This window comes from Streptomyces sp. NPDC006872 (genome assembly GCF_040635845.1).
In the GTDB taxonomy this organism is placed as follows: domain Bacteria; phylum Actinomycetota; class Actinomycetes; order Streptomycetales; family Streptomycetaceae; genus Streptomyces.
Genome location: NZ_JBEYIL010000006.1, coordinates 249,934 through 274,010 on the forward strand (window position 1 = coordinate 249,934; position 24,077 = coordinate 274,010).

Sequence of the window (24,077 nt, forward strand, 5' to 3'; positions counted from 1 at the left end):
TCTCTGGAGGTTCGTCCCGTGCAGCACCCGCGCAGGCACCACAGACGCCATGTCCTTCTCTCGGCGGCGACAGCCGCGGCGGCCCTCGTCGCCGCCGGCCTGACCGCACTCGGCACCGGCACCGCCGAGGCCGCCACCGCCCGCCAGGTCGAGAAGTTGGACCGGGGCGTCGTCAGCGTCCACACCGACAGCGGCAACCTGGTCAGCTGGCGCTGGCTCGGCACCGACCCGAACGACGTCTCCTTCAACGTCTACCGCGCAGGTACGAAGGTCAACTCGACCCCGATCACCGGCTCCACCAACTACTTCCACTCCGGCGCGCCCGCCCAGGCCGACTACACGATCCGCGCGATCGTGGGCGGCGTCGAGCAGGCGGACTCCGTTCATGCGGTCCAACTGCGCACCGGTTACAAGGACGTTCCCATCTCCCCGCCCGCAGGCGGCACGACCCCCGACGGCGTCGCCTACACGTACGAGGCCAACGACGCCTCCGTCGGCGACCTGGACGGCGACGGCGCCCTGGACATCGTCCTGAAGTGGCAGCCGACCAACGCCAAGGACAACTCCCAGTCCGGCTACACCGGAAACACGATCCTCGACGGCGTCAAGCTCGACGGAACCCGGCTGTGGCGCGTCGACCTGGGCCGCAACATCCGCTCCGGCGCCCACTACACACAGTTCCAGGTGTACGACTACGACGGCGACGGCAAGGCCGAGGTCGCGACCAAGACCGCCGACGGCACGGTGGACGGCGCCGGCACGGTGATCGGCAGTTCCTCCGCCGACCACCGCAACTCCAGCGGCTATGTGCTGTCCGGCCCCGAGTATCTGACCATGTTCGACGGCCAGACCGGCAGGGCGATGCAGTCCGTCGACTACGTCCCGGCCCGCGGCACGGTCTCGTCCTGGGGCGACTCGTACGGAAACCGTGTCGACCGCTTCCTCGCGGGAACCGCTTACCTGGACGGCGCACGGCCGTCGTTGATCATGGCGCGGGGTTACTACACGCGCACCGTGATCGCGGCCTGGGACTGGCGGAACGGTTCCTTCACCCGCCGCTGGACCTTCGACAGCTCCTCCTCCACCAACACCGGCAAGGGCTACGACGGCCAGGGCTCCCACAGCCTCTCCGTCGGGGACGTGGACGGCGACGGCAAGGACGAGATCGTCTACGGCGCGATGGCGGTCGACGACAACGGAAACGGGTTGTGGACGACGAAGACCGGCCACGGCGACGCTCAGCACCTCGGCGACCTGGACCCCTCGCACGCCGGCCTGGAGTACTTCAAGGTCTCGGAGTCGACGTCCCAGCCCGCCGAGCTGTACATCAACCCGGCGAACGGCACGGTCAACTGGTCGATCGCGGCCTGCTGCGACAACGGCCGCGGGGTCGCCGGTGACATCTGGGCGGGCAACGACGGAGCCGAGGTCTGGTCGGCCTCCGACTCCTCGATCCGCGACGAGGCGGGAGCGACGAAGGGCCGCGAACCGTCCTCGGTCAACTTCCTCTCCTGGTGGGACGCCGACCCCGTCCGCGAACTCCTCGACGGCACCCACATCGACAAGTACGGCACGTCCTCGGACACGCGCCTGCTGACCGGCTCGGGCGTCCACTCCAACAACAGCACCAAGGCCACCCCGTCGCTGTCGGGCGACATCCTCGGCGACTGGCGCGAGGAGGTCGTCTGGCCCACGTCGGACAACACGGCACTGAGGATCTACTCGACCCCCGTCGAGACGACCACAAAGATCACCACCCTGCTGCACGACACGATGTACCGCACCGGCCTGGCCTGGCAGAACACGGCCTACAACCAGCCGCCGCACCCCAGCTTCTTCATCGGCAACGGCATGGCGACGGCACCGAGGCCGACGGTGTACACCCCCTGACGAGGACGTGCCGAGGCCCCGCCCGGAGCAGCGGGGCGGGGCCTCGACGCGGTCGTGCGGCGGATCAGTTCAGGGCCTGGGGCACGTTCCCGAAGAACTGGATGGCAGGCCAACCACGGGAGGTGAGCAGCTCGTTGATGGCGTCGGCCACATCCAGCGCGGTGACCTTCTGCGCCGTGGGCGAGGACATGAAGTCGATGTTGAAGGACACGACGATGCTTCCGTCCTCCGGGCCCGGCGGGGTGACCCCACGGAACGGGACGCTCCAGCCCCAGTCCGGGTCCGTCTCCGTCTCGGAGACCTGCTCGGCGACGCCCGTCCCCTCGGCCTCGGCCTGGGCCTCGGCCTCGGCCTGGGCCGGGCCGGCGGACGCGAGGACGGCTCCTGCCGCGGCCGAACTCGAATAGCCCAACAGGGCACGTCTGGACACTCCCATGTTCCCCTCCAAGCTCTTCTGCCTCCTGGGTGGAAGCAGGATCGATCGTATGAGCGAGAACTCGGTCGTGGCGCTGAACGAGATCATCCGGTTGACCGGTGCCTGGTTCAGCTCACCGTGCAGCTCTGATCACCCAATGTGAACGCCGTCGGTTTCGCGTTCGTGCCCGACCAACTGCCCGTGAAGCCGAAGCTCACGGACGAGCCGGCCGCCACGTTGGCGTTCCAGCCGACGTTCTTCGCTGTCACCGTGGAACCCGACTGGGTGTAGTCGGCGTTCCAGAGCTGGGAGACGCTCTGCCCGCTGGGGAAGGCCCAGTTGAGGCTCCAGCCGGACCACGCGCTCGTCCCGGTGTTGGCCAGTTTGACGTCCGCCTGGAAGCCGCCCGACCACTGGTTGGTGATCGTGTACGTCACCGCGCAGGCGCCCGTCGGAGCGGGGTCCGTGGGATCGGTGGGATCCGTGGGGTCCGTCGGATCCGTGCCCCCGCCGCTCGTGTCGGAGGTGTCGCCGTAGACGACGCCCCGGCCGTTCGTCGAGACATAGACCCGCCCGTACACCCTCGGGTCGCCCGCGATCGCCCCTCCCGTCCAACCCCACTGGTGGGCATCGTCGTTGACACGGGTCCATGTCACGCCCTTGTCCGTGGAGCGGAAGATCCCGCGGACGCCGGCGACCTTCGCGCTGGTGTACAGCGTCTGGTACGACGCGCCCGTGGCCGCCTTGCCGAAGCCGATGGTGTCGGCCTGCTCGACGGTCGACAGCTTGGCGAAGGTCGCGCCGGAGTCGGTGGAGTGCCACAGCCCGTACGCCCCGTCACTCGCCCCGCCGGCCAGCCAGACATCGCCCTTCGTGCCCGGCAGCGCCTTGAAGCGCACGCTGTCCCCGGCGGGCAGGCCGGTCGCCGCGGACGCGGTGAAGGTCGCCCCGCCGTCCGAACTCACATAGAACTTGCCCGACTTGAAACCGTAGAAGACCTTGGGGTCGACCCGGTCCGACTCCACGATCGCACCGGACGGGATCCCGCTCGACGCCTGCCACGAGGTTCCGAAACCGGTTGTGTACTGAACGCCGGTGCCCGCCGGGCTCCACACGAAGCGGCTGCCGTCCGCCGCCGCGGCGACCGTCCCGCCCCCGCTGACCCCCGAAGGGTCCGTGCCCGCCCACCAGTTGGCACCGTTGTCCGTCGAGAACGCCACATGCGGCCCCGAGTCCAGATTGCCGACCCGGACCACCGTGTTCGGGTTCGTCTCGGCGTAGTCCAGACTCGTCGTGGACGTGAAGTTCGGCGAGGTGAACATCATCGACGGCACCTTCGTCAGGTCCGTGTGACGGAAGCCGCCGATGTCACCGAGCGCGCTGAGCAGCGGGGCGCCGGACGGGGGAGAGGCGAGGTCGAGGACCGCCGTCTCCTCCAGCCCCTGCACCATCGGCTTGATCGTGAACTGGCCGCCGCTGTCCCAGTTGGCCAGGTTCTCCGTGCCGTAGATCGTCGCTCCCGTCCCGTACATCATGCGGCTGGAGTTGAACGGGTCGATCTCCAACGCCTCGGTCATCCAGCCGAGTTTGGGCGCCTGCTCGGGAGGCGAGGGATTCGCGCCCCAGGTCAGCCAGGGCGACGAGGAGACGTCCATCGTGTACCGGTTCGCACGGTTGGGATACGACGTGTAGTCCCACGCCTTCGTCCAGGCACCGCCGCTGTCCGTCGAGCGGAAGATCTGGGTGTCCGGCCACCAGGAGCTGTACGCGGTGGCCATGACGGTGCCCGGCTTCTGACGGTCGACGGTCAGCCCGCTGAAGCCGTAGTACGTGTCGGCCTCCGCCACCGGGCTGATGTCCGTCCATGTCCCGGTCGCCGTCGCGTACCGCCACAGCCGGCCCTTGCCGCCGTCGTACGGCCCGCCCTTGTCGCTGTATGCGATGTACAGATAACCGTTGACGGTATCCAGTACGCCCTTGTGCGCCAGATATCCCGTCGGCTGCCCGGCCACCCGTGTCCAGGTCGCGCCCGCGTCCGTCGAGCGGTACACCGCGTTGTCCTTGTCCGCCACCCCGACGTAGATCGTCTTCGTCGCGGTGCCCGGCGTCCCCGTGGACTCGTCGAAGGTGACCCAGACGATGCCCTGGTTGTCGGAGGCGTACCCGCTCGTGTCCGTCGGATCCTGCTGGTAGTTGCCGACGTTGGGGAAGTTCGTCACCTGCGACCAGGTGACACCCGAGTCCGTCGACCGCCACAGCCCTTTGCCGCTCGGCGCGCCCAGATACAGCACACTGTTCCTGTTCGGGTCGACCGCGAGGCGCTCACCCATGCCCCGGCCGGGCATGTTGCCGCCCAGTTTGAACGGCAGGGCTGTCTTCTGCCAGCTCGCGCCCCGGTCGGCGGAGCGCAGCACGGCCCCGTTGCCCGGGTCCCAGCTGTTGGTGTACGTGCCGACCGCCGCGTACACCTTGTTCGGGTCGGCGGAGTCGGAGGCCAGGCTCACCACGCCCGTGTGCCCCCAGTCCGCCCAGCCGACCGAGTCCAGCAGCGGCGTCCAGGTCTTGCTCGACTCCTGCCAGCGGTATGCGCCGCCGATGTCGGTGCGTGCGTAGGCGAGGTTCTTCTCCTTGCGGTTGAAGACGATGCCCGGCACGAAGCCGCCGCCGTCGATCCGGGCGTTCTTCCAGGTGTACGACTCTGCGGCCAGTGTCGCTCTCGGGCCGTCCGCCGCCAGCGCGGGCGGGCTGCCCGCGACGAGGCCGGCGGCGAGCGCCAGTACGGCCGTGAGGATGCGGGTTCTTCGCACGGTGGGGGTCCTTCCTCGCGAAGCCATGTGGGAGGAGATCTGTGCGGGAGGAAACGGTGCGGGAGGAGTTCTGTGCGGGAGGAGATCGGTGCGGGGGACACGGGACGTGCGACTGCCGGGCGGCCCCCTGTGCGGGTGGGGGCCGCCCGGCCGGGCCCCGTCGTCAGGTGACGGGACCGCGTACGCGGAGCTTCGGGCGACTCCGCGAAGGAGCGGTGCGGTACCGCGCCCCTTCAGGGGCGCGGGGAACTGCGCGACCAGCCACACACGGCCCGCAGACATGAACCGCCCGACCCGCGGAGCGCCCGGCGGGGGCTATTCGAGTAGCTCCGCGTACGAGCCCATGGCCAGGGCGATGTCCGCCTGGGCCCAGAAGCGGTGGTACGTGAACACGGGCGCGGCTCCGCCCGCGAGATAGCTCTCGATCTTCGACCAGGCCGGGTCGCTCTCGTAGAACGAGCGCAGCGAGGCGAAGGTCGAGGAGGAGTTGATCGGGTCGCCGTTCGGCATCGTGCCGCTCCAGCCGCTCGGGACGTACACGCCGTCGTCGAAGCGGTTGTAGTCGGCGCGGGTCTCGGGGACCGCGATGCCGAGAGCGTCCTGGTTGTTGGTCCACATGCCGTCCAGGAGCGCCTTGGCGGTCGTCTTCGCCTCCGTGTCACCGGACTTGGCGGCGTAGTACGTCAGGGTCTTGGCGTACGCGGCGGCCACCCCGACGTCGTTGGTGTAGTCGGCGACCGTGACGTGAAGTCCCGTGTTCGCACCGGGACTTGACGCGTTCCAGGTGTCGGGCTGGCCCGACCACTGGAGGGTGGAGGGGATCCGGAAGGTGCCGTCCGGGTTGATCGTGGTCTTGGACAGCGCCCAGTCGACCCACTTGTCGAGGACCGCCTTGGCGCTCGCGTTCCCCGTCTGCTGGTAGTACTCGGCGACCCGTTCCATCGACCACGCCTGGAAGCCGAACCACTGGTTGGACGGCGGGTCGTGGTAGACGGGCTGCTGGTCGTAGTACATGCCGTAGAAGGTCGACGTGCCGGTCGGAGGAGTCGCGTAGCGACCCGCCCAACTGTTCGTCGCCCCGCCCGCGATGGCGCCCTCGCTGGACTGCAGCCAGCGGTAGAACTCCAGCTGACGGCCGAGCGACTTCGCCCAATCCGCCTGTCCCGTGGCCGACTTGGGCTTCAGGTCGGCGTAGCTGCTGAGGGCGTAGGCGGCCAGGGGGTTCTGGTAGCCGCCGTGCGTGTGGCTCGACCCGATGCGCCAGGCCCAGCCCGCACTGGTGTCCGTGGCGCCGCCCCAGGCGTAGTACCAGGACATCAGATAGTGCGAGGCGTCCTTGCCGGTGCCGGCCGCGCAGGCCGTCGGTCCGACGCAGTTGCCGATCTTCTTGAAGTACTTGTCGTACATCGAGTAGCGCAGGTAGTCGCCCATCTTCGCGGCCTTGCCGACGGTCGCGGAGACGTCACTGCCCTTGCCCTGCGCCTTGGCCCAGACGTCCGCCCAGTACGCGGCCTGCACGGCCCGCGCGTCGGCGTCCGGGGCGTTGGTGAACTTCCACTGCTTGGCGTAGGAGGCGTCGCCGGTGAACAGGTCCAGATAGCCGTTCGTGCCGCCGTACTTGAAGGCGTCGCAGGTCGGCTGCGGCACCGTCTCCCACACCGACTCCTGTGCGCCGCGCTGGAAGGTGTTGATGTACGACGGACCGGTGTCCGTCGGGCCGGCCTCGCACTTGCCGGGCGCGTTGCCGTAGCCGTAGGTGTTGTCGACGTCCTGCAGCCAGTGCATACCGTAGACGTCGTCCGTGCCGTATGCAGTCTTCAGTTCACCGGCTATCGGATCCGATCCCACGGACACACCGGTGTCCAGTCGCGCCGGATACTCGTTCGGGGTGTCCAGCTCGGGCGCGTACGTCGCCGGCTTGGAGGCGTTGTAGAAGGAGTTGGTCGGCTGGTCGGCGTGGGTGGGGATCATGAACTTCTCCATGATGTCCCAGGCGCCGTTGAACTTGGTCCAGTCGCCCGTGATCTTCCCGTACATGGCCTGCAGCCAGAGAAGGTAGCTGTAGGCCTCCGACGTGGTCTCGTGACCCTGGTCCGGGGCCTCGACGATCAGCGTCTCGACCGAGTGGTAGGGGATGCCCTCGGGTGAGAAGTAACCGTTTGCCGGATTGGTGATCTTGCCGTAGAGCTCGAGGAACCGGGCGTCGTACGCCTTTGCGCCCGCGATCTCGGTAGCGGTTACCGAGGCCTTCGCATGCCCGGTCGCCGTCGACTCGAAGGTCGCGGAGCCCGTGCCCGTGGCGTCGGCGGTGATGGTCACGTTCTGGGCGCTGGACCAGTTCGACGGTGTGAAGGTCAGGCTCGCGCCGCCCGTCACCGCCAGACCCGTGTTGCCCGAGGTGCGCGCGGTCGTGACGGTCACATTGGCCGACGGCTGGGTCGACAGCTTCAGCGAGTAGGTGCCCGTCTTGCCCTGCTGCACCGCCAGTTGGTTCGCGGAGGCGACCACGGCCGGTCCCGAGACGACCGTGATGCCGACCGGTGTCGACGACGCCGACGCCCCCAGACTGTCGTAGGCCTTGGCGACCAGGGAGTGGGTGCCCACGGACAACCCGGAAGCGGACAGGGAGTACGGCGACGTCGTGTCCGTGCCCAGCAGGGTCGTGTCGTCGTAGAACTCGATCTTGGCGATCGTCGCGCTGTCGGCGGCCGCGGCGGTCGCAGCGAGCGGCACCGCGTTTCCCTGCGTGTAGACCGCGCCCGCGGCCGGACTGGTCAGCACGGTGACCGGCGGCTGATGCGCGCCGACGCAGGTGGTGCCGTTGATCGCGAAGTTCGTGGGAGCGGCGTTCGTGCCGCTGTAGGTGAACTGCGCGCCCGTGCTGACCGCCGCGCCCACGGCGATCGTCCCGTTGTAGGTGGCGTTGTTCACCGTGATCTGCTGACCGGACTGCGACCAGCTGCCGTTCCAGCCGTTCGTCAGCTTCTGGTTGCCCGCGTAGGAATACGTCAGGGCCCAGCCGCTGATCGGGTCGGTGCCCCGGTTGGTGAGGGTCAGATCCGCGGTGAACCCGGAGCCCCAGTCGTTGGTCTTGTAGTCCACGCTGCACTGAAGTGCGGCTGCCTGTGCGGGAGTTGAACTCGAACTCAGCATGGCGAGGGGGAGCGCGAGGGCCGCTGTGACGGCGGTCCACAGGCGCCGCGCCCCGCGGCGTCTGCGTGAGGGATCCATGGTGCTGGTTCCTCCTTGCGGCTCGGAGAAGGGGGAGGAGCAACAAGCCTTGAACCAGTGGGAGCGCTCCCATAGTGGGGACGGGGGTGAACGCGGTCAAGGTGCTTGAAGAGTCGAAAAGATTCGACGTCAGAAGTTGAGGGAAAGTCAGCGACGACCCTGTTCTTTGCCAGCGCTTGGCGCTAACTTCGAGACACCAGTGGGAGCGGTTCCATCAGTCGACGCGTCTGTTACGACGCGCCTGAGCTGCAAGGAGTCGCTCATGCGACACCCCCCGCGTTCAATTTTTTTAGCCGTCGCCGGCACGGTCGCCCTCGTCGCGGGCGCCCTGTTACCGGTCGTTGCGGCGCAGGGAGCCACGCCCGCGTGCACGGTGGAGTACTCCGTCACCAGCCAGTGGGACGCGGGCTTCCAGGGTGCCGTGAAGATCACCAACAACGCGGCGGCCGTCAGTAGTTGGAGCCTTGCCTTCGACTTCGCGAACGGTCAGAAGGTCACCCAGGGCTGGAACGGCAAGTGGTCCCAGTCCGGCACGACCGTCACCGCGGCGAACGAGAGCTGGAACGGCTCCCTGGGCACCGGCGCGAGCGTCAGCGCGGGCTTCATCGCCTCGAAGTCGGGGGCGAACGCCGTGCCGACGACGTTCAGGCTCAACGGCACGACCTGCAACGTCGACACGGAACCGACCCCCACCCCTACGCCCACCCCCACCTCAACACCGACCCCCACCCCCACCCCCACTCCGACCACGCCGCCGTCGACCGATCCGCCGGACACCGGTGACGAGCCGCCCGCGCTGCACGTCTCGGGCAACAAGCTCGTGGACGCCGACGGGAAGACCCGCCGTCTGCTCGGCGTGAACCGCTCCGGCGGTGAGTTCATGTGCGTACAGGGGCGCGGCATCTGGGACGGACCCGTCGACGACGCCGCCGTCCAGGCGATCGCCGACTGGAACGTCAACACGGTCCGCATCCCGCTCAACGAGGAGTGCTGGCTGGGCCTGGCGAACATCAACTCCGCGTACGGCGGCTCCCCTTACGTCAACGCCGTCAAGGACCTGGTGGCCCGCGTCGAGGCTCACGGCATGACCCCGGTCGTCGAACTGCACTGGAACTACGGCCAGTACACGGGAAACTCGGCCGGCTGCTCCGACGTGCACGCCAGCTGCCAGAAGCCGATGCCCGACATGCAGTACACACCGTCGTTCTGGACCTCGGTCGCCAACGCCTTCAAGAACGACCAGGCCGTCGTGTTCGACCTGTTCAACGAGCCCTACCCGGACCGCGCCACCTCGACGATCACCCAGGCGTGGCAGTGCTGGCGGGACGGCGGCACCTGCCCCGGCATCGGGTACGAGGTCGCCGGTATGCAGGATCTCGTCGACTCCATACGGGCTACCGGCGCCAAGAACGTGATCCTGGCCGGCGGGCTCGCGTACTCCAACGACCTCGGTCAGTGGCTGACGTACAGGCCGACCGACCCGACCGGCAATCTCGCCGCCGCGTACCACGTCTACAACTTCAACAGCTGCGCGAACGAGAGCTGCTGGAACTCCACACTCGCCCCTGTCGCCGCCCAAGTGCCGCTCGTGGCGGGGGAGATCGGTGAGAACACCTGCTCGCACGGTTTCGTCGACCAGGTCATGAAGTGGTTCGACGACCGCGGCCTGTCCTACCTGGGCTGGACCTGGAACACCTGGGACTGTTCCACCGGTCCGTCCCTGATCTCGGGCTATGACGGGACGCCCACGGCGTACGGCACCGGCCTGCGCGACCACCTGCGCGCACTCGACGGATAGGCGCCATCGGCAGACGCACCGGCAGCTCCCTCGACGGTTCCACCGGACAGGGGCGGCCGGCTGCCTGCAGATCCACCGAGCGGATGCACCGAGCGGATGCACCAAGCGGAACCAGCGAACGGATCCACCGAACGGCGCCACCGAACGGAACCAGCGAAGGAACGGACAGCACCCTCAACCAAGAAGGAAACCCGCACTCATGAGCCGTAGCAGAACAGCGGTACTCGCCGCCTTGGCGCTGGTCGCCGGCGCCTCCGGGACGGCGCTCGCGGTCGTCCCCGGCGATTCGAGCATCGCCGCCATCCCGTGCACCGTCGACTACCAGGTGCAGAACCAGTGGGGCACCGGCTTCACCGCCGCCGTCACCGTGACCAACAACTCGGCAGCCAAGTCGAGTTGGTCGGTGAAGTGGGCGTACGCCGGCAACCAGACGGTCACCAACGGCTGGAACGCGAAGATCACCCAGTCCGGTACGGCCGTCACCGCCAACAACGAGACCTACAACGGCACGCTGGCGACCGGCGGTTCGGTCAGCTTCGGGTTCCAGGCCTCGTACAGCGGCACCAACGCGATCCCGACCACCTTCACTCTCGACGGTGTGACCTGCAACGTCGACAGCGGCACCGGTGGACCCACCGACCCGGGGCCGACCGACCCCGGCACTCCGTCCACCAAGGTCGACAACCCCTACTCCGGCGCCAAGGTGTACGTGAACCCCGAGTGGTCGGCGAAGGCCGCGGCCGAGACGGGCGGCAGCCGTATCTCCAACCAGCCCACCGGTGTCTGGCTCGACCGCATCGCCGCCATCAACGGGGTGAGCGGCGGCATGGGTCTGCGCGCCCACCTGGACGCGGCGCTCGCCCAGAAGGGCAGCGGTGAGGAGGTCGTCCAACTGGTCGTCTACGACCTTCCCGGACGTGACTGCGCGGCTCTCGCCTCCAACGGCGAGCTCGGCCCGACGGAGATCGACAAGTACAAGACGCAGTTCATCGACCCGATCGCGACGATCCTCGCCGACAGCAAGTACGCCGGCCTGCGCATCGTCACGACCATCGAGATCGACTCGCTGCCCAACCTCGTGACCAACACCGGCAGTCGGCCCACCGCCACCGCGGCCTGCGACACCATGAAGGCCAACGGCAACTACGTGAAGGGCGTCGGCTACGCGCTGAACAAGCTCGGCGCGATCCCCAACGTCTACAACTACATCGACGCAGGTCACCACGGCTGGCTCGGCTGGGACGACAACTTCGCCCCCTCCGCCCAGCTCTTCTACCAGGCCGCCACCGCCGAGGGCGCGACCGTCGACGACGTGCACGGCTTCATCACCAACACGGCGAACTACAGCGCCCTGAAGGAGAACAACTTCACCATCAACGACTCCGTGGCCGGCAAGTCGGTACGCGAGTCCAAGTGGGTGGACTGGAACCGCTACGTCGACGAGCTGTCGTACGCCCAGGCCTTCCGCAGCCAGCTGGTCTCGACCGGCTTCAGGTCGAACATCGGCATGCTGATCGACACCTCCCGCAACGGCTGGGGCGGCACCGCCCGGCCCGCCGGTCCGGGCGCGACGACCAGCGTGGACACCTATGTCGACGGCGGCCGTTACGACCGTCGCATCCACATCGGCAACTGGTGCAACCAGTCGGGCGCAGGCCTCGGCGAGCGCCCGCAGGCCGCACCGGCCGCCGGGATCGACGCGTATGTGTGGATGAAGCCGCCGGGCGAGTCCGACGGTTCCAGCTCCGCCATCCCGAACGACGAGGGCAAGGGCTTCGACCGGATGTGCGACCCCACGTACACGGGCAACCCCCGCAACGGCAACAGCATGTCCGGCTCCCTCGCGAACGCCCCGCTGTCCGGACACTGGTTCTCGGCCCAGTTCCAGCAGCTGATGCAGAACGCGTACCCGCCGCTGTAGGTCGGTGAGCCGATCCGCACGGCGGTGAGGCGAAGGAGAAGGTGAAGTGACGGTGATCCGCCGGGGTCGGTCGGCTCTTTCGGGCCGGACCCCGGCGGATCGCTCGTTCCACCGCCGGGCGGTTCCCGTCCCTTGTCCTCGGTGGATCGGCTTGCTGTCCGCATCCTGATTTTTGCCGTCCCGGCAACAGGAGTGGCCCTCGGCCGGTGCGTCGGCGCACGCTGACGGCACACCGGACGAGAGGCTGACCACCATGGCGCACCATCCGCACGAATCGCACGGCGACCAGCACACCCACGGACAGAACCACGGACAGAAGCAGGGCCATGACGAGGGCCATGACGAGGGCCATGCGCACGGCCAGAATCATGGCCATGCGCACGGTCACGGCCCCGACATCGACTGGGCCGAGATGGCCCCGCATCTGGAGGCGCAGGCCGAACTGTTCACGCCCCTGTACGAGCGGGCCCTGTCCTGGCTCGGCAAGGAGGTGACCGAGCCTGGGCTGATCGTGGACGTGGGCAGTGGCCCCGGGGTGGTCTCCTGTCTGTTCGCCGAGACGTTCTCCGGTGCGCGGGTCATGGCGGTCGACGGCTCCGCGCCGCTGCTGGAGCGGGCACGGCAGCGTGCCGACCGGCTCGGGTACGGCGACCGCTTCGGCACCCTGACCGGTGAACTCCCCGGTGTGCTCGACGAGTTGGACTACCCGGCCGATCTGCTGTGGGCCGGTCGCAGTCTGCATCACCTGGGCGACCAGCGTGCCGCCCTGACGGCCTTCGCGGAGCGGCTCGCGCCCGGCGGAACGCTGGCGATCATGGAGGGCGGACTGCCGCCCCGGTTCCTGCCACGCGACCTCGGCTTCGGACGGCCCGGCCTGGAGGCGCGGCTCGACGCGCTGCAGGAGGAGTGGTTCGCACGGATGCGGGCCGAACTGCCCGGATCCGTGGCCGAGACCGAGGACTGGGCGGCTCTGCTCGGCGCGGCCGGCCTGAAGCACTTCCGCACCCGCAGCTTCCTGCTCGACCTGCCCGCCCCCGCCTCCGACCGGGCCCGCGCCTATATCGCCACGTCCCTGTCCCGGCTGCGGGACGTCGTCGGCGACACCCTGGACGCAGACGACCGGGCCACGCTGGACCGGCTGCTCGACCCGCAGGACGAGGCGGGCCTGCACCGCAGGGCGGACGTGTTCGTGCTGGCGGCGCACACCGTGTATACGGCTGTGAAACCGGTTTAGCAACAGCCTGCAGCCTTGGTCCTGCGCCAAGTTCCCCTGGTGGGGCTTGACTTGGAGAACGCTCCAAGTGATGAACTGCGTGCCGCGTCACTCACCTTGAGCAGGGCGACGCAGGCAATGCAGGTAACGCAGGCAGCAACGCTATGGGGGCACGCCATGACCGACTCTTCCAGCACGCCGGATTCTCCGGTCGCACTGATCACCGGCGGCGGCAGCGGAATCGGCGCCGCCGTCGCGCGGCAACTGCTGGCCGCCGGGTACCGGGTCACCGTCACCGGTCGCGGAGAGGAGCGGCTGCGCGCCTTCGCCGTGGAACTCGGCGAGCCGGCGGGACTGCTGACGGTTGCCGGGAACGCCGCCGACTACGACTGCGTACAGTCGGCGGTCGACCGTACGCTCAAGGAATACGGTCGACTGGATACAGTCGTCGCCAATGCGGGGACCGCCACCCACGACTCGGTCGCCGAGGGCGACCCGGCCGGCTGGACCGACATGGTGCTGACCAACGTCCTCGGCCCTGCACTCCTCATCCGTGCGTCGATCGACGCGCTGAAGGAGACCCGCGGGCGGATCGTGCTGGTGGGCAGTGTCGCGGGCTTCGTGCCCACGCCGGGCAACATCTACGGAGCGACGAAGTGGGCGGTGACCGGCCTCGCGGAGAACACCCGCCGCCAGGTCACCGAGTGGGGCGTCGGCGTGACGCTGATCGCGCCCGGCCGGGTGGAGACCCCGTTCTGGGACAGCTACGGCAGCCTGCCGCCCGGGCAGCTGCTGACCGCCGACCAGATCGCGGACTCCGTGGTGTGGGCGATCCGGCAGCCTGCGGGCGTCGACGTCAACACCGTCGTCGTACGGCCGATCGGGCAGCCCAACTGACCTGGCGACGAAGGACTGTGACGCGCGTAGCGGGCGCCCCCGACCAGGGGCGCCCGCTACGCGTCGCAGGGGCCGTGCACCCCCGTTCGGTGCTCAGCCGACGTCGAACGTCGCCGGGTCGGGACCGATGCGACGGTCCTCGTTCAGCGCGCTGATCGCCGCCAGGTCCTCGGTGTCCAGACTGAAGTCGAACACGTCGATGTTCTCCTTGATCCGCGACGGCGTCACGGACTTCGGGATCACGACGTTGCCGAGCTGGAGGTGCCAGCGCAGCACGACCTGGGCCGGTGTGCGGTTGTGCTTCTGGGCGATGGCCACGATCGCCGGGACCTCGAGGAGCCCCTTGCCCTGGCCGAGCGGGGACCAGGCCTCGGTCGCGATGCCCTGCTCCGCGTGGAACTCGCGGGAGGCGTGCTGCTGCAGATGCGGGTGCAGCTCGATCTGGTTGACCGCCGGGATGACCGACGTCTCGCCGATCAGCCGCTCCAGCTGGTCGGGCAGGAAGTTGGACACGCCGATCGCCCGGACGCGGCCGTCCGCGAGGAGCTTCTCGAACGCCTTGTACGAGTCGACGTACTTGTCGCGGGCCGGGAGCGGCCAGTGGATGAGGTACAGATCCAGGTAGTCCAGACCGAGCTTCTCAAGGGAGGCGTCGAACGCGCGGAGCGTCGCGTCGTACCCCTGGTCGCCGTTCCAGAGCTTGGTGGTGACGAAGATGTCCTTGCGGGGCACGCCGGCGCCGGTGATGGCCTTGCCGGTGCCCTCCTCATTGCCGTAGATCGCCGCTGTGTCGATGCTGCGGTACCCGGCCTCCAGCGCGGTGGCGACCGCCTGCTCCGCCTCGTCGTCCGGCACCTGCCAGACACCGAAGCCCAGCTGGGGCATCTCCACGCCGTTGTTGAGGATGATCGGGGGGACCTTGCTGCTCACGAGCTCTTGATCCTTCGGTTGTCCGTCAAAGTGATGCTCCCATCGTGAACGATCACGGCGGGTGCTGCATTCCTGACCCCTGTTTTCGTTCGCGGGAGCCCATCGGAAACACGTTTCACGTCTCCCAGGATCACATGAAACGCATGAAACACATTTACCGTCCGTGGGAAACCCTACGTGCGGTATAGCGCGTCGACCTCGTTCGCGTATGCGTTTTCGATGGCTTTGCGCTTCAGCTTCAGCGACGGCGTCAGCAGACCGTGCTCCTCGGTGAAGGGCTGGGCGAGGATCCGGAAGGTGCGGATCGACTCGGCCTGTGAGACCAGCGTGTTGGCCGCCACGACGGCCCGCCGCACCTCTGCCTCCAGGTCCGGATCGCGCACCAGCTCGACCGGCGTGAGCTGCGGTTTGTCGCGCATCTGCAGCCAGTGCTCAACGGCCTCCTGGTCGAGGGTGATCAGACCGGCCACGAACGGCCGGTCGTTGCCGACGACGATGCACTGATTGACCAGCGGATGGTCGCGGACCCGCTCCTCCAGCAGCCCCGGCGAGACGCTCTTGCCGCCGGAGGTGACCAGGATCTCCTTCTTGCGGCCGGTAATGGTGAGGAAACCGTCTTCGTCGAGGGCGCCGATGTCACCGGTGGCGAGCCACCCGTCGTGCAGGGTCTCGTCGGTGGCCTTGGGGTTGTTGAGGTAACCCTGGAAAATGTTCTCGCCGTGCAGCCAGATCTCGCCGTCGTCCGCGATGTGCACGGTCATGCCGGGGATGGCCTGGCCGACGGTGCCGTAGCGGGTGCGCCCCGGCGGGTTGGCGGTCGCGGCCGCCGTCGACTCGGTCAGACCGTAGCCCTCGTAGATCTGCACGCCCGCGCCGGCGAAGAACAGGCCGAGCTTGCGGTCCATGGCCGAGCCGCCGGACATGGCGTGCCGGACGCGGCCGCCCATGGCCGCGCGGACCTTGGAGTAGACGAGCTTCTCGAAGAGCTGGTGCTGCATGCGCAGGCCCGCAGAGGGGCCGGGCCCGATGCCCCACGCCTTCGCCTCGACCGCCTCCGCGTAGCTCACGGCCACGTCGACGGCCTTCTCGAAGGGGCCTGCCTTGCCCTCCCGCTCCGCCTTGCGGCGGGCCGCGTTGAAGACCTTCTCGAAGATGTACGGCACGGCCAGGAAGAACGTCGGCCTGAAGGCGGCCAGGTCGGGCAGCAGGGCGGCCGCGTGCAGCTGCGGCTGGTGGCCGAAGCGGACCCTGCCGCGGATCGCGGCGATCTGCACCATCCGGCCGAAGACATGCGCGAGCGGCAGAAACAGCAGCGTCGCCGCCTCGTCGCCCTTCTTCGAGTGGAACACCGGCTCCCACCGCTCGATCACGGTGTCCGCCTCGAACATGAAGTTTCCGTGCGAGATGACACAGCCCTTGGGCCGGCCCGTCGTGCCGGAGGTGTAGATGATCGTCGCGGTCGAGTCGGGGGTAACCGCTTCCCGATGTCGGTGGACGACGTCGTCCTCGATGGAGGCACCGGCGTCGTACAGCTCCTGCACGCACCCCGAGTCCAGCTGCCACAGCTGACGCAGCTGGGGGAGCCGGTCGATGACGGTGGCGATCGTCATCGCGTGGTCCTCGTGCTCGACGACCGCGGCCGTGCACTCGGCGTCGTACAGCATCCAGAAACACTGCTCGGCGGAGGAGGTCGGGTAGACCGGCACCACCTGGGCGCCGACCGTCCACAGGGCGTAGTCGAACAGCGTCCACTCGTAGCGCGTGCGGGACATGATCGCGACGCGGTCGCCGAAGCGGATGCCCTGGGAGAGGAGGCCCTTGGCGAGGGCGAGGACCTCGTCGCGGAACTCGGCGGAGGTGACGTCCCGCCATTCGCCCTGGTCGTCCTTGCGGCCGAGGGCGATGTAATGCGGCTCCTCCTGGGCGTGCCGGAAGACGACGTCGGCCAGACCGCCGACAGGCGGTGCCAACGCCAACGGAGGGTTGGTGAACTCGCGCAAACCCAGCACCCCGCTTCTCATGGCCGCACAGCGCCGTGAAAGCTACCCCACCGAACGGCAGGGCGGGAGGGGGGCGGAAAGCGAGCGATGCTCGTGTCTGCGCTGGTCAGTGCTGGAAAATGGGCTCACATGGGGAAGGGTCGGACAGAAAACTGACGGTCGAGTAAGTTTCGGTACCGTAATCTCCACCGAATCTGCCCGTACCGCTTACGCTGCCCGACCCCTTCCGAGGCCCGTCACGGCCTGCACCGCCAGACCCCGTACCCCGACGTCACGGGCGAGGGGTCACCCTCTCCTCGGACAGCGCCGGAGCCGCCGATTCCGTTACTTGTTCCGATGCCTCTGCTGTTACTTCTCCTGTTGCTTCCGTTACTCCTGCCGCGGCCGCGCGAGGCGGCCTGACCAGCGCGAGGACGAGCACGGCGGCTGCGACGCCCGTGCAGCCCGCCACCACCAGCGCCGTATCCAGCCCGGAGGCGAACGCGGACCGCAGGGTGTGCTCGGGGAACACACCGCGCAGGGCCGCGGCACCCCCGCCCGCCAGCGTGTGGGACGCGTCGTGCGGCAGCGTGTCGGTCATCCGGGACGTTGCGACGGTGCCGAAGACCGCCACTCCGAGCGCAAACCCGAGCTGCCGTACGGTGTTCACCGCTCCGCCCGCCATTCCGGCTCGCGCCGGCTCCACCGCGGCCAGCGCCGCCCCTGCCACGGTAGGTGCGACGAAACCGGTTCCTATGCCCACCAGCACGAACCCGGGTACCAACGCCGTCCAGTCCGAGCCCGCGTCGAGCACGGCCTGGCAGAAACAGCCGGAACCGATCAGAAACAGCCCGCCCCCGATGGTCAGCCGGGCCGGCGCCCCGTGCAGCAACTTCCCGACCAGGATCGCGGTGACCATGGCGGCCACCGTCATCGGCAGCAGCGTCAGTCCGCCACGCACCGGACTCATCCCCAACAGCGTCTGCATCCAGATGGAGAGATACGGCGTCACCCCGAACGCCACGCCGTTGAAGGCCAGCGCACCCACCATCACCCCCACGAACGCGGGCCGGCGCAACAGCGACAGATCCAGCAGCGGATGCGCCGCCCGACGCTCCACCAGCACGAAGCACACCAGCGCGAGCGCGGCGAGCCCGAACGAGGCGAGCGTCGCCGACGCCGTCCAACCGTCCTCACCGGCCCGCACCACCGCATACGTCGTCCCGCCCGCGAAGGCCGCGAAGGTCGCCGTGCCCGCCCAGTCGACACGCATCCCGCGCGTGCCCCTCGACTCCGGCACCGCCTTCAGCGTCAGCCACACCGCGACCAGGCTCACCGGCAGGTTCACATAGAAGATCCACCGCCAGCCCGGGCCCTCCGTCAGCAGCCCGCCCAGCACCGGCCCGACGGCCGCCGCCGCGCCGCTCACCGCGCCCCACACCCCGAGCGCCACCGACCGCTGCCGGCCCTGGTAGACCGAGCCGAGCAGCGGGAGCGTCGTCGCGAACATCGCGGCCGCACCCACGCCCTGCACGGCCCGCGCGGCCACGAGGGTCTCCGGCCCGCTCGCCAGCCCGCACAGCAGCGACGCGGCCGCGAACAGCACCACCCCCGCCACGTGCACCCGGTGCCGGCCCAGGATGTCGGCGGCGGCTCCCGCACCCAGCAGCAGCGCGGCCAGCGCGAGCGCGTACCCGTCGACCACCCACTGCAGATCGCTCAGCGAGGCGTCCATCGCCCGTGCCATGTCCGGCAGCGCCACCAGCACGATCGTCACGTCCAGCAACAACATGAACGTGCCCAGGCATACCGCGGTCAGCGGCCCCCATGTGCGCATGTTTCCGCTTGTGCGCATATCCCCACTCCTCGATTTTCCCGTTTTCCTGCGATGGATTTCCTGTGTCTCCACCCTGGGACGGAAGCGGTCGATCACCATGGAAACTTATGACCGGTCGACGGAATCCGACGGAGGACGGCTCGATGGAGATGGAATCCCACACCCTGGACAAGCTGGACCTCCAGCTGCTGTCGGCGCTGGAGGTGGACGGCCGGGCCTCGTTCAGCAGGATCGGCACGGTCCTCGGGGTCTCCGACCAGACGATCGCCCGTCGCTACCGCCGACTCTGCGCCGAGGCCGGGCTCAGGGTCGTCGCCGTCCGGGACGCCGAACGCCTCGGGCAGGACCAGTGGATGCTGCGGCTGCGCTGCATTCCCGACAGCGCCACGGTCATCGCCGACGCGCTCGCCAAACGGCCCGACACATACTGGATCGGCCTCGGCTCGGGCGGCACCGAGATCGTCTGTATGACCCGGCCCCGTCATCCCGGCGACCACGACGACCTGCTGCTCGGCAAGCTTCCGCGCACGCCCAGCGTGCTGGAGATCCGCGCCCAGCAACTCCTCCACCGCTTCTACGGCGGCCCCACCGGCTGGATGCGCAAGTTCCGGGCGCTCGACGACGAACAGGTCGCCGCCCTGACTCCGCGCCTCGACCCGGGAACGGCGGCGGGAACGGTCTCGGGAGCGGCGGCGGGAACGGTGGGGGCGGCGCTGGGGCCGGCCCGTATCGACCCCGAGGACGAGCCCCTGCTGGCTGTGCTCGAACGCGACGGCCGCGCCACCTACCCCGAACTCCAGAAGGCCACCGGCCGTTCCGAGTCCGCCGTCAAACGCCGTCTCGCCGCCCTGCTCGCCTCCGGCGCCGTCTACATCGACGTCGAGTACCACTCCGAGTTCCTGGGCTATCCCCTCGCCGCCGTCCTGTGGATCACCACGACGCCCTCCGCGCTGCACGCGGTCGGCGAGGCGCTCGCCACCCACGAGGAGGTCGCCTTCGCCTCGGCCACGGCCGGCCCCTCCCAGATCGTGGTCACGGCGGTGGCCCGCGGGACGGCAGGCCTGTACGGCTACCTCAGTGGGCCCTTGGGCCGGCTGGAGGGCGTCCAGCACGTGGAGGCCACGCCGTTCCTGCGGAGGGTGAAGCAGCTGACGTATCAGCGTGGTGGGCGGTGAGGGGCGGTGGACGCCGTCCGGCGGTGCAGTCGGTCGCCGCCCGCCAGGATCGCCGCCGCCAGCGCGTCGGCGGCACCCTGCGCCGACGAAGCCTTGCGTCCGTGCACGAGCACGAAGTCGACCCGCCCCAGCTCAGGCATTCCTGCCCGTTCCGGGATCCGCACCAGGCCCGGCGGGATCAGGCCCCGTGAGTGCGCCATCACGCCCAGGCCCGCTCGGGCCGCCGCGATGAGTCCGTTGAGGCTGCCGCTCGTGCAGACGATCCGCCAGGCCCGCCCCTGCCGCTCCAGCGCCTCCAGAGCCAGGGCGCGGGTGATGCCGGGGGGCGGGAACACGATCAGCGGGACCGGACGATCGGCGTCCAGCCGCAGCCGCTCCGCGCCGATCCACACCAGCCTGTCGTGCCACACCAGCTCGCCGCGCGGATCCTCGGGGCGGCGCTTGGCCAGCACCAGGTCCAGTTTCCCCGCGGCGAGCTGCTCGTGCAGGGTGCCCGACAGCTCCACCGTCAGTTCCAGGTCGACCTCGGGATGGTCGTGGCGGAAACCCTCCAGGATCTCCGGCAGCCGGGTCAGCACGAAGTCCTCCGACGCGCCGAAGCGAAGCCGCCCGCGCAGCCGGGTACCGGTGAAGAACGCCGTGGCCTGCTCATGGACGTCCAGGATCCGGCGGGCGAACCCGAGCATCGCCTCGCCGTCCTCCGTCAGTTCCACGGAGTGCGTGTCCCGGGTGAACAGCGCCCGCCCGGTCGCGTCCTCCAGCCGACGTACGTGCTGGCTGACGGTGGACTGGCGCAGCCCGAGCCGCCGCGCGGCCTGCGTGAAACTCAGCGTCTGGGCCACGGCCAGGAAGGTCCGCAGATGAGAGGGCTCGTACACACCGCCACTGTAAGCGTTTGTCATCGTGTTTCGTGATGACAGTGAGAGCCGTATACCGGATTCCCGATCACGGTTCGTAGGAGGACGATGGAGAGGGCCCCTCCGGGCCCCGACGCACGCCCATCGAAGCGCACGTGGAGCACCGTGAAACGCCTGCACTGGCCCAGTTGGATGCCGGTCGACCCCTACATCCTGCTGTTGCTCGGGACCGTCGGGCTGGCGGCTCTGTTCCCGGCGCGGGGCGCCGCCGCCGATGTGGCCTCCGGAGCCTCCACGGCCGCGATCGCTTTCCTCTTCTTCCTGTACGGCGCTCGACTGTCCACCCGGGAGGCGCTGGACGGACTGAAACACTGGCGCCTTCATGTGACCGTCCTGGTCTGCACGTTCGTGATCTTTCCGCTGCTGGGCCTGGCGGCGCGCGGCCTGGTCCCGGTGTTCCTCACCCACCCGCTCTATCAGGGGCTGCTCTTCCTCACGCTCGTGCCGTCGACCATCCAGTCGTCGATCGCCTTCACCTCCATCGCCCGCGGCAACGTGCCCGCCGCGATCTGCGCGGGTTCCTTCTCCTCGCTGGTCGGCATCGTCGTCACACCGTTGCTGGCCGCCGCCGTGCTCGGCGGCAGCGGCGGCGGATTCTCCGCGGACTCGGTCGTCGAGATCGTGCTGCAACTGCTCGTACCGTTCGTCGCGGGACAGCTGCTGCGCCGCTGGATCGGCGGATTCGTCACCCGGCACAAGAAGGTGCTCGGACTCGTCGACCGCGGCTCGATCCTTCTCGTCGTCTACACCGCGTTCAGCGAGGGCATGGTCCAGGGCATCTGGCACCAGGTCAGCGCCGTACGGCTGGGCGGACTGCTCGTCGTCGAGGCCGTTCTGCTCGCTGTGATGCTCGCTGTGACCTGGTACGGCAGCAAGGCGCTGCGGTTCAACCGTGAGGACCGCATCGCCATCCAGTTCGCGGGCTCCAAGAAGTCCCTCGCCTCCGGACTGCCCATGGCGAGCGTCCTGTTCGGTGCACATGCCTCTCTGGCGGTACTGCCGCTGATGCTCTTCCATCAAATGCAGCTGATGGTCTGCGCGATCATCGCCAAACGCCGTGCGAGGGACCCACTGGAGTCGTCCGGGGAACGCGTGGACGAGCGGGCGGCGTCGGCCGCAGCGTGAGACCGTCTGCCGTCTGCCGTCTGCCGTCTGCCGTCTGCCGTCTGCCGTCTGCCGTCTGCTGTCTACAGTCGACCGCGAGTCGACGGTATGCAGTATGCGAGACGTTCGCCGGGGTGTTCGTCGAGATCGCCGAGGGCTGAGGCGGGGCCCCTCGGCGCAGGGGGCGCTCCCCGCCGGTCGGGGCCCCGCCGCCGTGCAGCGGGGAAACCGGGTCAGCCCTGGGCGGCCGCGGCCCGCAGAGCGATGCGGTCCTCGCCCGCGTACACGTTCATGGAACTTCCTCGCAGGAAACCCACCAGTGTCAGCCCGGTCTCCACGGCCAGGTCCACCGCCAGGGAGGAGGGTGCCGAGACCGCCGCGAGCACCGGGATCCCCGCCATCACGGCCTTCTGTGCCAGTTCGAACGAGGCCCGGCCGGAGACCAGCAGGATCGTCCGGGACAGGGGCAGGTCCCCGTTCTGCAGCGCGCGGCCGACCAGTTTGTCGACCGCGTTGTGCCGACCCACGTCCTCCCGTACGTCCAGCAGTTCGCCGTCCTCGGAGAAGAGGGCCGCCGCGTGGAGCCCCCCGGTCCGGTCGAACACCCGCTGGGCCGCGCGCAGCCGGTCGGGGAGGCTCGCGAGGAACTCGGGCTCGATCCGGAGCGGGGGAGTGTCGGCGATGGGCCAGCGGGTCGTCGTGCGGACCGCGTCCAGGCTCGCCTTGCCGCACAGGCCGCAGGACGAGGTCGTGTAGACGTTCCGCTCCAGGGTGATGTCGGGAATCCTCACACCGGGGGCCGTCCGTACGTCCACCACGTTGTAGGTGTTGGATCCGTCGACGGTCGCGCCCGCACAGTAGACGATATTCAGCAGATCGGATGCGGTGGCCAGTACACCTTCGCTGACCAGGAAGCCCGCGGCCAGCGCGAAGTCGTCACCGGGCGTGCGCATGGTGATGGCGAGCGGCTTGCCGTTGAGCCGTATCTCCAGTGGTTCCTCGGCGACGAGGGTGTCCGGTCGGGCGGAGACCACTCCGTCCCTGATGCGGATCACCTTGCGTCGTTCGGTGACTCGTCCCATGTCGTGATCAGCCCCGGTTCTGTACGTGCTGGTAGCCGAAGCGGCCCTTGATGCAAAGGTTGCCGTGAGTCACCGGGTTGTCGTGCGGTGAGGTGACCTTCACGATTTCATTGTCCTGCACATGGAGCGTGAGGTTGCAGCCCACTCCGCAGTATGCGCACACGGTCGTGGTCCGGGTCTGGGAAGCCTCGTCCCAGTCTCCGGCCTCCCGCCGGTCGAACTCGGACTTGAACGACAGCGCCCCCGTCGGGCACACCTCGATGCAGTTTCCGCAGTACACGCACGCCGAGTCGGTGAGCGGAGCGTCGTGCTCGACGGCGATCCGGGCGTCGAAACCGCGCCCTGCGACGGAGATCGCGAAAGTGTTCTGCCACTGGTCACCGCACGCGTCGACGCACTTGTAACAGAGGATGCACTTGTCGTAATCGCGTACATAGAGTTCGTTGTCGATCTTCGGTTCCTCGTTCAGTCGGGCCGCGTCCGGTCCGAAGCGGTCCGGCTTCGCCTCGTACTCCTTGATCCATTCCGCAGCCATCGGTGTCGTGGACAGGTCGACCGAGGATGCGAGCAGTTCCAGGACGATCCTGCGGCTGTGCCGGGCGCGCTCGGTGTCGGTGCGGACCTCCATGCCGGGCTCCGCCCTGCGGGAGCACGCCGGCACCAGGGTCCGGGAGCCCTCGACCTCCACCACGCAGACCCGGCAGGCGTTCTTCGGGGTGAGCGTGTCGCCCTGGCACAGGGTCGGGACGTCCGTCCCGGCTGCTCGGCAGGCGTCGAGGATCGTCGCCCCTTCGGGGACCCTGGCCTCCTGTCCGTCGATCGTGAACTCCACCAGCCGACGTGGCACTCCCAGCGATACGGCGGTCATACGGCGGCTCCTG

16 protein-coding genes are annotated in these 24,077 nt (G+C 68.9%); 7 read left to right on the forward strand and 9 right to left on the reverse strand.

The features are described 5' to 3' along the window. The first annotated feature begins 18 nt into the window (after positions 1-18). Positions 19-1,890, forward strand: a complete 1,872-nt coding sequence (locus tag ABZ725_RS19935) for a rhamnogalacturonan lyase (RefSeq protein WP_358803924.1) — start codon at positions 19-21, stop codon at positions 1,888-1,890. Between the two features lie 64 nt (positions 1,891-1,954). On the opposite strand, the gene ABZ725_RS19940 is transcribed toward ABZ725_RS19935, so the two are convergent. From ABZ725_RS19940 to ABZ725_RS19950, 3 genes are all read right to left on the reverse strand, one after another. Then, a complete protein-coding gene (locus tag ABZ725_RS19940) occupies positions 1,955-2,326 on the reverse strand; it encodes a hypothetical protein (RefSeq protein ID WP_358803925.1) in 372 nt (123 codons plus the stop codon). Positions 2,327-2,433: 107 nt separating this feature from the next. Further along, on the reverse strand, positions 2,434-5,112 hold the full coding sequence (locus ABZ725_RS19945; protein WP_358803926.1) for a cellulose binding domain-containing protein: 2,679 nt from the start codon (positions 5,110-5,112) through the stop codon (positions 2,434-2,436). A 315-nt stretch (positions 5,113-5,427) separates the two neighbouring features. Further along, a complete protein-coding gene (locus ABZ725_RS19950) occupies positions 5,428-8,343 on the reverse strand; it encodes a glycoside hydrolase family 48 protein (protein WP_358803927.1) in 2,916 nt (971 codons plus the stop codon). A 262-nt stretch (positions 8,344-8,605) separates the two neighbouring features. On the opposite strand from ABZ725_RS19950, the gene ABZ725_RS19955 reads away from it, so the two are divergent. The 4 genes from ABZ725_RS19955 to ABZ725_RS19970 all read left to right on the forward strand — a co-directional run bounded on the left by ABZ725_RS19955 (position 8,606) and on the right by ABZ725_RS19970 (position 14,172). Continuing rightward, the gene (locus ABZ725_RS19955; protein ID WP_358803928.1) at positions 8,606-10,141 is read left to right on the forward strand and encodes a cellulase family glycosylhydrolase; all 1,536 of its coding nucleotides are present in this window, start codon (positions 8,606-8,608) and stop codon (positions 10,139-10,141) included. Between the two features lie 199 nt (positions 10,142-10,340). Beyond that, positions 10,341-12,062, forward strand: coding sequence for a glycoside hydrolase family 6 protein (locus tag ABZ725_RS19960; protein WP_358803929.1), 1,722 nt, complete (start codon positions 10,341-10,343; stop codon positions 12,060-12,062). 253 nt (positions 12,063-12,315) lie between these two features. Continuing rightward, positions 12,316-13,296, forward strand: a complete 981-nt coding sequence (locus ABZ725_RS19965) for a methyltransferase (protein WP_358803930.1) — start codon at positions 12,316-12,318, stop codon at positions 13,294-13,296. Between the two features lie 156 nt (positions 13,297-13,452). Beyond that, a complete protein-coding gene (locus ABZ725_RS19970) occupies positions 13,453-14,172 on the forward strand; it encodes an SDR family oxidoreductase (protein WP_358803931.1) in 720 nt (239 codons plus the stop codon). A gap of 93 nt (positions 14,173-14,265) precedes the next feature. On the opposite strand, the gene ABZ725_RS19975 is transcribed toward ABZ725_RS19970, so the two are convergent. The 3 genes from ABZ725_RS19975 to ABZ725_RS19985 form a co-directional block, all read right to left on the reverse strand. Continuing rightward, positions 14,266-15,102, reverse strand: a complete 837-nt coding sequence (locus ABZ725_RS19975; protein ID WP_358803932.1) for an aldo/keto reductase — start codon at positions 15,100-15,102, stop codon at positions 14,266-14,268. Positions 15,103-15,275: 173 nt separating this feature from the next. Further along, complete coding sequence (locus ABZ725_RS19980) at positions 15,276-17,102, reverse strand: AMP-dependent synthetase/ligase (RefSeq protein WP_358803933.1); 1,827 nt, start codon at positions 17,100-17,102, stop codon at positions 15,276-15,278. 271 nt (positions 17,103-17,373) lie between these two features. Then, positions 17,374-18,918 (reverse strand): MFS transporter, encoded by a 1,545-nt coding sequence (locus ABZ725_RS19985; protein ID WP_358804145.1) that lies wholly within the window; start codon positions 18,916-18,918, stop codon positions 17,374-17,376. Between the two features lie 143 nt (positions 18,919-19,061). On the opposite strand from ABZ725_RS19985, the gene ABZ725_RS19990 reads away from it, so the two are divergent. Then, positions 19,062-20,093 (forward strand): AsnC family transcriptional regulator, encoded by a 1,032-nt coding sequence (locus tag ABZ725_RS19990; protein WP_358803934.1) that lies wholly within the window; start codon positions 19,062-19,064, stop codon positions 20,091-20,093. On the opposite strand, the gene ABZ725_RS19995 is transcribed toward ABZ725_RS19990, so the two are convergent. Next, positions 20,075-20,971 carry a LysR substrate-binding domain-containing protein gene (locus ABZ725_RS19995; RefSeq protein ID WP_358803935.1) on the reverse strand — a complete coding sequence of 299 codons (897 nt, stop codon included), beginning with the start codon at positions 20,969-20,971 and terminating at the stop codon, positions 20,075-20,077. The two genes, ABZ725_RS19990 and ABZ725_RS19995, sit on opposite strands and share 19 nt — an antisense overlap. A 144-nt stretch (positions 20,972-21,115) precedes the next feature. On the opposite strand from ABZ725_RS19995, the gene ABZ725_RS20000 reads away from it, so the two are divergent. Next, positions 21,116-22,135, forward strand: coding sequence for a bile acid:sodium symporter family protein (locus ABZ725_RS20000; RefSeq protein ID WP_358803936.1), 1,020 nt, complete (start codon positions 21,116-21,118; stop codon positions 22,133-22,135). A gap of 212 nt (positions 22,136-22,347) precedes the next feature. On the opposite strand, the gene fdhD is transcribed toward ABZ725_RS20000, so the two are convergent. Both fdhD and ABZ725_RS20010 read right to left on the reverse strand, forming a co-directional pair. After that, positions 22,348-23,196, reverse strand: coding sequence for a formate dehydrogenase accessory sulfurtransferase FdhD (fdhD, locus tag ABZ725_RS20005; RefSeq protein WP_358803937.1), 849 nt, complete (start codon positions 23,194-23,196; stop codon positions 22,348-22,350). Positions 23,197-23,203: 7 nt separating this feature from the next. After that, complete coding sequence (locus ABZ725_RS20010; protein ID WP_358803938.1) at positions 23,204-24,064, reverse strand: 2Fe-2S iron-sulfur cluster-binding protein; 861 nt, start codon at positions 24,062-24,064, stop codon at positions 23,204-23,206. Positions 24,065-24,077: the final 13 nt, after the last annotated feature.

What these genes read in the sequence shown, in the direction of transcription:
- ABZ725_RS19940 (WP_358803925.1), bottom strand. Translation starts at nt 2,326, where the DNA reads ATGGGAGTGTCCAGACGTGCCCTGTTGGGCTATTCGAGTTCGGCCGCG.
- ABZ725_RS19950 (WP_358803927.1), bottom strand. Translation starts at nt 8,343, where the DNA reads ATGGATCCCTCACGCAGACGCCGCGGGGCGCGGCGCCTGTGGACCGCC.
- ABZ725_RS19955 (WP_358803928.1), top strand. Translation starts at nt 8,606, where the DNA reads ATGCGACACCCCCCGCGTTCAATTTTTTTAGCCGTCGCCGGCACGGTC.
- ABZ725_RS19960 (WP_358803929.1), top strand. Translation starts at nt 10,341, where the DNA reads ATGAGCCGTAGCAGAACAGCGGTACTCGCCGCCTTGGCGCTGGTCGCC.
- ABZ725_RS19965 (WP_358803930.1), top strand. Translation starts at nt 12,316, where the DNA reads ATGGCGCACCATCCGCACGAATCGCACGGCGACCAGCACACCCACGGA.
- ABZ725_RS19970 (WP_358803931.1), top strand. Translation starts at nt 13,453, where the DNA reads ATGACCGACTCTTCCAGCACGCCGGATTCTCCGGTCGCACTGATCACC.
- ABZ725_RS19985 (WP_358804145.1), bottom strand. Translation starts at nt 18,918, where the DNA reads ATGCGCACATGGGGGCCGCTGACCGCGGTATGCCTGGGCACGTTCATG.
- ABZ725_RS19990 (WP_358803934.1), top strand. Translation starts at nt 19,062, where the DNA reads ATGGAGATGGAATCCCACACCCTGGACAAGCTGGACCTCCAGCTGCTG.
- fdhD (WP_358803937.1), bottom strand. Translation starts at nt 23,196, where the DNA reads ATGGGACGAGTCACCGAACGACGCAAGGTGATCCGCATCAGGGACGGA.
- ABZ725_RS20010 (WP_358803938.1), bottom strand. Translation starts at nt 24,064, where the DNA reads ATGACCGCCGTATCGCTGGGAGTGCCACGTCGGCTGGTGGAGTTCACG.